Origin of the sequence: Acidiphilium sp. PM (assembly GCF_000219295.1) — a bacterium.
Lineage (GTDB): Bacteria > Pseudomonadota > Alphaproteobacteria > Acetobacterales > Acetobacteraceae > Acidiphilium > Acidiphilium multivorum.
Genome location: NZ_AFPR01000215.1, coordinates 1 through 6,365, shown reverse-complemented (window position 1 = coordinate 6,365; position 6,365 = coordinate 1). Strand labels below are relative to the sequence as shown.

Here is a 6,365-nt window from a genome sequence, read left to right as displayed (position 1 = left end):
GCTTCGGCACCTTCGTCTTTGCCACCTTCGCCGGGCTCTGGGTCGGCGCACTGATCTTCGGCCAGGTCGCCGACCGGTTCGGCCGCCGCGCCGTCTTCACCGGCTCGCTGCTGTGGTACATGGTCTGCACCGCGATCATGGCGTTCCAGACCAGCGGCCTCGCGCTCGATATCTGGCGCTTCATCGCCGGCATCGGCATCGGCGTCGAACTCGTCACCATCGATACGTTCATATCCGAGATCATCCCACGCGGCGAGCGCGGCAAGGCCTTCGCGGTGAACCAGTTCATCACCTTCCTCGTGGTGCCGCTGATCGCGTTCCTGGCCTATGCCATGAAGGGCAGCAAGCCGTTCGGGCTGGACTACTGGCGGGTGCTGATCCTGATCGGCTCGGTCGGCGCCGTCGTGGTGTTTGCCCTGCAGCGCGGCATTCCGGAAAGCCCGCGCTGGCTGGCCCGCCACGGCAGGATGGCGGAGGCGGAGGCGATCGTCGCCGACATCGAGCGGCGGGTGACGGCGGAGACCGGCGCGGCCCTGCCGCCATTGCAGCCGGCGGCCCCGGAAGAGGAAGGCGCCGGATCGATCATGGAAATCTTCGGCGCCGAATACCTGCGGCGGACGATCATCCTGTCCATCTTCAACATGGCGCAGGTGATCGGCTTCTACGGCTTCGCCGCCTGGGTGCCGACGCTGCTGATCCATCGCGGCATCACCGTCACCCACAGTCTCGAATACGCCTTCATCATCGCCATCGCCAATCCGTTCGGCCCGCTGCTCGGCACGGTCTTCGCCGACCGGATCGAGCGCAAGACGCAGATCATCGGCGCGCTCGTCGTCATGACGGTCGTGATCGGCCTGTTCGCGCAGAGTTCGGCGCCGCCGGTGCTGATCGCCCTTGGCGTGCTGTTCACGCTGGCCTCGAACGTGATGTCCTTCGCCTATCACGGCTACCAGCCGGAGCTGTATCCGACCCGGATCCGCGCCCGCGCGGTCGGCTTCGTATATTCGTGGAGCCGGCTGGCGGCGGCCTTCGCCGGGCTCGCGATCGGCGTGCTGCTCGCCCGGTACGGCGTGCCGGGAGTGGCCGTGTTCATCGCCGTCGCCATGCTGGTGGGCATCGCGATGATCGCGCTCGGTCCCTCGACCAGGGGACTCGCGCTCGAGCAGATCAACCACTGAGCGAAGTTTCGCCGGCCGGCTGATTGGCGGGCCGGCGAAATTGGGCTAGGCCAGCGCGCATGAGCCGCACTGCAAGCATCACGCGCACTACATCCGAAACATCGATCGAACTGATGCTCGACCTCGATGGCACCGGCAACACCGACATCGCCACCGGAATCGGGTTCTTCGACCACATGCTGACCGCGCTCGGCCGGCACGCCATGCTCGACCTGATCGTCCGCGCCGAGGGCGACCTGCATATCGACGCCCACCACACGGTGGAGGATGTCGGCATCGTGCTTGGCCAGGCGATTCGCGAGGCGCTGGGCGACAAGCGCGGCATCACCCGCTTCGGCTTCGCCGCGACCCCGATGGACGAGGCGCTGTGCGAGGCCGCGATCGACCTTTCCGGGCGGGGGTTACTGGTGTTCGACGTGCCGTTCGAGCGACCGATGCTCGGCGACATGGACACCCAGCTGGTTCAGGAATTCTTCCAGGCGCTGACCGCCAATGGCGGCTTCGCCCTGCATCTGACCCGCCGCGCCGGCCACAACGCGCATCACGTGGCCGAGGCCGCGTTCAAGGCGGCGGCACGGGCGCTGCGCATGGCCGTCGAGCCCGATCCGCGGGCCGCGGGCGCGATCCCCTCGACCAAGGGGGTGCTGTGAGGATTGCGGTCATCGATTACGGCAGCGGCAATCTCGCCTCGGCGGCGCGCGGGCTTGAACTCGCCGCCTCCCGTCTCGGGCTCGATGCCACCGTCTCGATTACCGACGACCCGGATATCGTTGCCGGTGCCGACCGGATCGTGCTGCCCGGCCAGGGCGCATTCGCCGACTGCGCGCACGGGCTCGCCGCGCGCCCGGGCCTCGCCGCCGCGATGCATCGGCGGGTCGAGGCCGGGGCGCCGTTTCTTGGCATCTGCGTCGGCATGCAGCTGATGGCCGAACGCGGTCTCGAACACGAAATCACCCCCGGATTCGGGTGGATTCGCGGCGACATCGCGCCGATTCGCGCAGACGGCCTGCGCCTGCCGCACATGGGCTGGAACGAACTCGCCTTCACCCCCGGCGCGCACCCGCTGCTCGACGGGCTCACGCCGGGCGACCATGCGTATTTCGTGCATTCCTACGCCCTGCGCACGGATGATCGCGGACCGGTGATCGCGACCACATCATATGGTGAAGAGATCGTGGCAATGGTTGCAACCGGCAACCGGGCGGGTACACAATTCCACGTTGAGAAAAGCCAGGAGGTCGGCCTGACCATTCTGGCGAATTTCCTGCGCTGGATGCCATGATGACCCAACCGGACCTCTGCGACCTTCCTCCCCCGTCGAGCATGCAGGTCGATCGCCTGACCGCGATCGCCGATGACGACATGCAGACGCTGTGCGAGGCCGCCGATGCGGCGATCATCGATGGCGGCGGCTTCGGCTGGCTCCGCCCACCAGGACGCGCGGCGCTGGAGCAGTATTTCCGCGGCGTCGTGATGGTGCCGGAACGCGAACTGTTCGTCGGCCGGATGGACGGGGTGATCTACGGCGCCGCCCAGCTTGTCCGCCCGCCACGCAACAACGAGGCGCAGGCCTTCGGCGCGACGCTCGCGCATAATTTCGTCGCCCCCTACGCACGCGGCCACGGCCTGGCTCGCCTCATCGTCGAGCGGGTCGAAGACCGCGCCCGCGCCCTCGGCTATCAGGTGCTCAACCTTGATGTCCGCGCGACCCAGGACGCCGCGATCGCCCTCTACGAGCGTGCTGGCTTCGTCCGCTGGGGTACGCACCCGGCCTATGCCCGCACCGACGGGCAGACGATCGCAGGGCATTTCTACTACAAGTTGTTGCAGGCTTCCTGACATGGCGCTGACCCTCTACCCGGCGATCGACCTCAAGGATGGCGCCTGCGTGCGTCTGCGCCGCGGCGAGATGGACCAGGCGACGGTCTATGCCGAGGATCCGGCCGCCCAGGCCCGCGCCTTCGAGGCCGCCGGATTCACAGCACTGCACGTGGTTGACCTGAACGGCGCTTTTGCCGGGCGGCCGGTGAACGGCGAGGCGGTGCGCGCGATACTCGCCGCGGTGGCGATGCCGGTGCAGCTCGGCGGTGGCATCCGTGACATGGCGGGCATCGCCGCCTGGATCGAGCTTGGCATCTCGCGCGTCATTCTCGGCAGCGCCGCGGTGAAGAACCCTGCCCTGGTGCGCGAGGCGGCGGCCGCCTTTCCGGGGCGGATCGTCGTCGGCATCGACGCGCGGGATGGCATGGTCGCCACCGAGGGATGGGCCGAAACATCGTCACTGCCGGCGACCGAGATGGCGATGCGCCTGCAGGATGCCGGCATCGCCGCCATCATCCACACCGATATCGCGCGCGACGGCATGCTTCAGGGCCTCAATCTCGACGCCACCGAAGCCCTCGCCGCCGCCATCGCCATCCCGGTGATCGCCTCGGGCGGCTTGGCCGGCATCGAGGACATCCGCAACCTGCGCGCCGCCGCCGCCCGGACGCCCAATCTGGCCGGCACGATCATCGGCCGCGCCCTCTACGATGGCCGGATCGACCCGCAGGCCGCGCTGGCGGAGGCCGCCGCATGCTGAAGCTGCGCGTCATTCCCTGCCTCGACGTGAAGGACGGGCGCGTGGTCAAGGGGGTGAACTTCGTCTCGCTGCGCGATGCCGGCGACCCGGTGGAGCAGGCCGTGGTCTATGACCGCGCGGGCGCCGACGAACTCACCTTTCTCGACATCACCGCGAGCCATGAGAATCGCGACACGATCATCGACGTGGTCGGCCGCACCGCAGCCAGAGTGTTCCTGCCGCTGACCGTCGGCGGCGGCATCCGCAGCACGGATGACATGCGCCGCCTGCTGCTGGCCGGAGCCGACAAGTGCAGCATCAATTCGGCAGCCATTTCCCGCCCGGATTTCATCAACGAGGCGGCACGGAAATTCGGCAGCCAGTGCGTGGTCGTCGCGGTCGATGCGCGGCGCGGCGGCAGGGGTTGGGAAGTGTTCACCCATGGCGGACGGCGCGGCACCGGGATCGACGCGGTGGGCTGGTGCGCCGAGATGGCCGCGCGCGGCGCCGGCGAGATCCTGCTGACCTCGATGGACCGCGACGGCACCGGCCTCGGCTTCGACCTCGACCTGCTGCGCGCCGTGACCGCGCGGGTGAACATTCCCGTGATCGCCTCGGGCGGGGTCGGCACGCTCGCGCATTTCGTCGAAGGCGCCGAGGCGGGCGCGACGGGGCTGCTTGCCGCCAGCGTGTTCCATTTCGGCCAGTTCACCATCGCCGAGGTGAAGGCCGCCCTCGCCGCCGCCGGCCTGCCGGTTCGCCCGGTTGCCTCCCACTAGAGATCGCCATGCCCAAGAAACCCGTGAAATCCGCCGCTGCCGACGCCAAGCCGAAAAAGGTCGCTTCCGCCAAACCCAAGGTGAAGGCGAAGCCGAAGGGAGTGGGCGCCGCGAGCCATCCGCCCGTCCCGCTGCTGAACCCTGCGGCGCCGAACGCTCAGGTGCTCGACCGGCTATGGTCGACCATCCTCGCACGGAAAGCCGCCGATCCGCTGGTCAGTCACTCGGCCCGCCTGCTCTCGCGCGGGGTCAACAAGGTCGCCCAGAAATTCGGCGAGGAATCGGTCGAATGCCTGATCGAGGCAGTCGCTGGCAACCGGACGGCGCTGATCGCTGAAAGCGCCGACGTGCTTTACCACCTGCTGGTCATGTGGGTCGCGGCCGGGGTACGGCCGGAAGATGTGTGGCTGGAACTCCAGCGCCGGGAAGGCATTTCCGGGATCACCGAAAAGGCGTCCCGCCCGATGCTGCTGTCGATCGCGGAAACGAGGAAAATTCCATGAAACCAGGTGTGAGCGGCAAGCCGCCCTATGACGACCAGAACGTCTTCGCCAGGATCCTGCGCGGCGAAATCCCCTGCCGCAAGGTGTATGAGGACGAATTCGCCCTCGCCTTTCACGACATCAACCCGCAGGCGCCGCAGCATGTGCTGGTGATTCCGAAGGGGAAATACGTCTCCTTCGCCGATTTCTCTTCCACCGCCAGCGATGCCGAGATCACCGGCTTCGTGCGCGCGGTCGGCGAGGTGGCGCGGCAGATCGGCGCGGAGGAGACCGGCTACCGGCTGCTCGCCAATATGGGGCCGGACAGCCATCAGGAAGTGCCGCACCTGCACGTGCACGTGTTCGCCGGCCGTCCGCTGGGGCCGATGCTCGTCCGCTGAGCCGATGCTGATCGCGGCCGACCGCCTGTTCCGCGACGGGGCGATCACCGGCCCCGGCGCGGTGGCCATCGAGAACGGGCGGATCGCCGCGGTGCTGGACTACGATCCGGCGAACCCGGACCTGCGGCTTCAGGGCGGCATCCTCGCCCCCGGCCTGATCGACCTGCACAACAACGGTGCCTTCGGCATCGATTGCGCCGAGGCGGATACCGATGGCTTCCGCCATCTCTGCCGGGCCCTCGGCGCGCGCGGTGTCACCAGTTTCGCGCCGACCGTCATCACCGCGCCGTTCGCCTCCCTGCATGGCGCGGCGCGGCGCCTGCGCGCGGCGCTGGCGGCGATGGCGGGCGAACCGGTCGCGCGGATGCCGGGGCTGCATCTCGAAGGCCCGTTCCTCGCACCCAACCGGCGCGGCGCCCATCGCACGGACTGGCTGCGCGATCCGACCGGTGCGGCGCTGGACGAACTTCTGGCCGACCCCGATCTTGCCGCCACCCTGAAGCTCGTCACCCTCGCGCCGGAGCGGCCGGGCGGGCTTGCGGCGGTGCGGCGGCTGACGGATGCGGGGGTGATGGTGGCGCTGGGCCACAGCGACGCCGATGCGACAGAAGCGCAGGCCGCGATCGAGGCCGGCGCCCGCCTGGTGACGCATGTGTTCACCGCGATGCGGCCGTTTCATCATCGCGATCCGGGGCTGATCGGCGTCGCCCTCGCGGATGCGCGGGTGCATGCGTGTTTCATCGCCGATGGCGTGCATGCGGATGCGCTGGCGCTGCGCTTCGGCTTCGCCGCCGCCGGCGCGCGCGCGGTGGCGGTGACCGATTCGGTCAGCCTCGCCGGCCTGCCCGAGGGCAGCACGGCACGCTTCGGCGGCGATTCAGCGCAGGCGCGGGACGGCGCCGCGCGGCGGCCGGACGGATCGCTCACCGGCGCGACGATCACGCTCGATGAAGGGCTACGCCGCC

9 protein-coding genes are annotated in these 6,365 nt (G+C 68.9%); all 9 read left to right on the top strand.

The genetic code is table 11. The features are described from left to right. Window positions 1-1,178: MFS transporter (locus tag APM_RS09845; RefSeq protein WP_007423221.1), on the top strand; the 1,178-nt coding region annotated here is incomplete at its 5' end. Window positions 1,179-1,237: 59 nt separating this feature from the next. Further along, window positions 1,238-1,828 carry an imidazoleglycerol-phosphate dehydratase HisB gene (gene hisB, locus APM_RS09840; RefSeq protein ID WP_007423220.1) on the top strand — a complete coding sequence of 197 codons (591 nt, stop codon included), beginning with the start codon at window positions 1,238-1,240 and terminating at the stop codon, window positions 1,826-1,828. Then, window positions 1,825-2,460, top strand: a complete 636-nt coding sequence (hisH, locus tag APM_RS09835; RefSeq protein WP_007423219.1) for an imidazole glycerol phosphate synthase subunit HisH — start codon at window positions 1,825-1,827, stop codon at window positions 2,458-2,460. Before hisB ends, hisH begins: the two co-directional genes overlap by 4 nt. Next, entirely contained in the window at window positions 2,457-3,017 is a 561-nt protein-coding gene (locus tag APM_RS09830; RefSeq protein WP_011942224.1) for a GNAT family N-acetyltransferase, read from the top strand. The genes hisH and APM_RS09830 overlap by 4 nt, the downstream gene beginning before the upstream one ends. Window position 3,018: 1 nt before the next feature. Beyond that, on the top strand, window positions 3,019-3,759 hold the full coding sequence (hisA, locus tag APM_RS09825) for a 1-(5-phosphoribosyl)-5-[(5-phosphoribosylamino)methylideneamino]imidazole-4-carboxamide isomerase (RefSeq protein ID WP_007423217.1): 741 nt from the start codon (window positions 3,019-3,021) through the stop codon (window positions 3,757-3,759). Then, on the top strand, window positions 3,753-4,517 hold the full coding sequence (gene hisF, locus APM_RS09820) for an imidazole glycerol phosphate synthase subunit HisF (protein ID WP_007423216.1): 765 nt from the start codon (window positions 3,753-3,755) through the stop codon (window positions 4,515-4,517). Before hisA ends, hisF begins: the two co-directional genes overlap by 7 nt. Window positions 4,518-4,525: 8 nt before the next feature. Then, window positions 4,526-5,020 carry a phosphoribosyl-ATP diphosphatase gene (locus APM_RS09815; protein ID WP_013640002.1) on the top strand — a complete coding sequence of 165 codons (495 nt, stop codon included), beginning with the start codon at window positions 4,526-4,528 and terminating at the stop codon, window positions 5,018-5,020. After that, entirely contained in the window at window positions 5,017-5,400 is a 384-nt protein-coding gene (locus tag APM_RS09810) for a histidine triad nucleotide-binding protein (RefSeq protein WP_007423214.1), read from the top strand. Before APM_RS09815 ends, APM_RS09810 begins: the two co-directional genes overlap by 4 nt. Window positions 5,401-5,404: 4 nt before the next feature. Beyond that, window positions 5,405-6,365: N-acetylglucosamine-6-phosphate deacetylase (locus APM_RS09805; protein WP_007423213.1), on the top strand; the 961-nt coding region annotated here is incomplete at its 3' end.

What these genes read in the sequence shown, in the direction of transcription:
- hisB (WP_007423220.1), top strand. Translation starts at nt 1,238, where the DNA reads ATGAGCCGCACTGCAAGCATCACGCGCACTACATCCGAAACATCGATC.
- APM_RS09830 (WP_011942224.1), top strand. Translation starts at nt 2,457, where the DNA reads ATGATGACCCAACCGGACCTCTGCGACCTTCCTCCCCCGTCGAGCATG.
- hisA (WP_007423217.1), top strand. Translation starts at nt 3,019, where the DNA reads ATGGCGCTGACCCTCTACCCGGCGATCGACCTCAAGGATGGCGCCTGC.
- hisF (WP_007423216.1), top strand. Translation starts at nt 3,753, where the DNA reads ATGCTGAAGCTGCGCGTCATTCCCTGCCTCGACGTGAAGGACGGGCGC.
- APM_RS09815 (WP_013640002.1), top strand. Translation starts at nt 4,526, where the DNA reads ATGCCCAAGAAACCCGTGAAATCCGCCGCTGCCGACGCCAAGCCGAAA.
- APM_RS09810 (WP_007423214.1), top strand. Translation starts at nt 5,017, where the DNA reads ATGAAACCAGGTGTGAGCGGCAAGCCGCCCTATGACGACCAGAACGTC.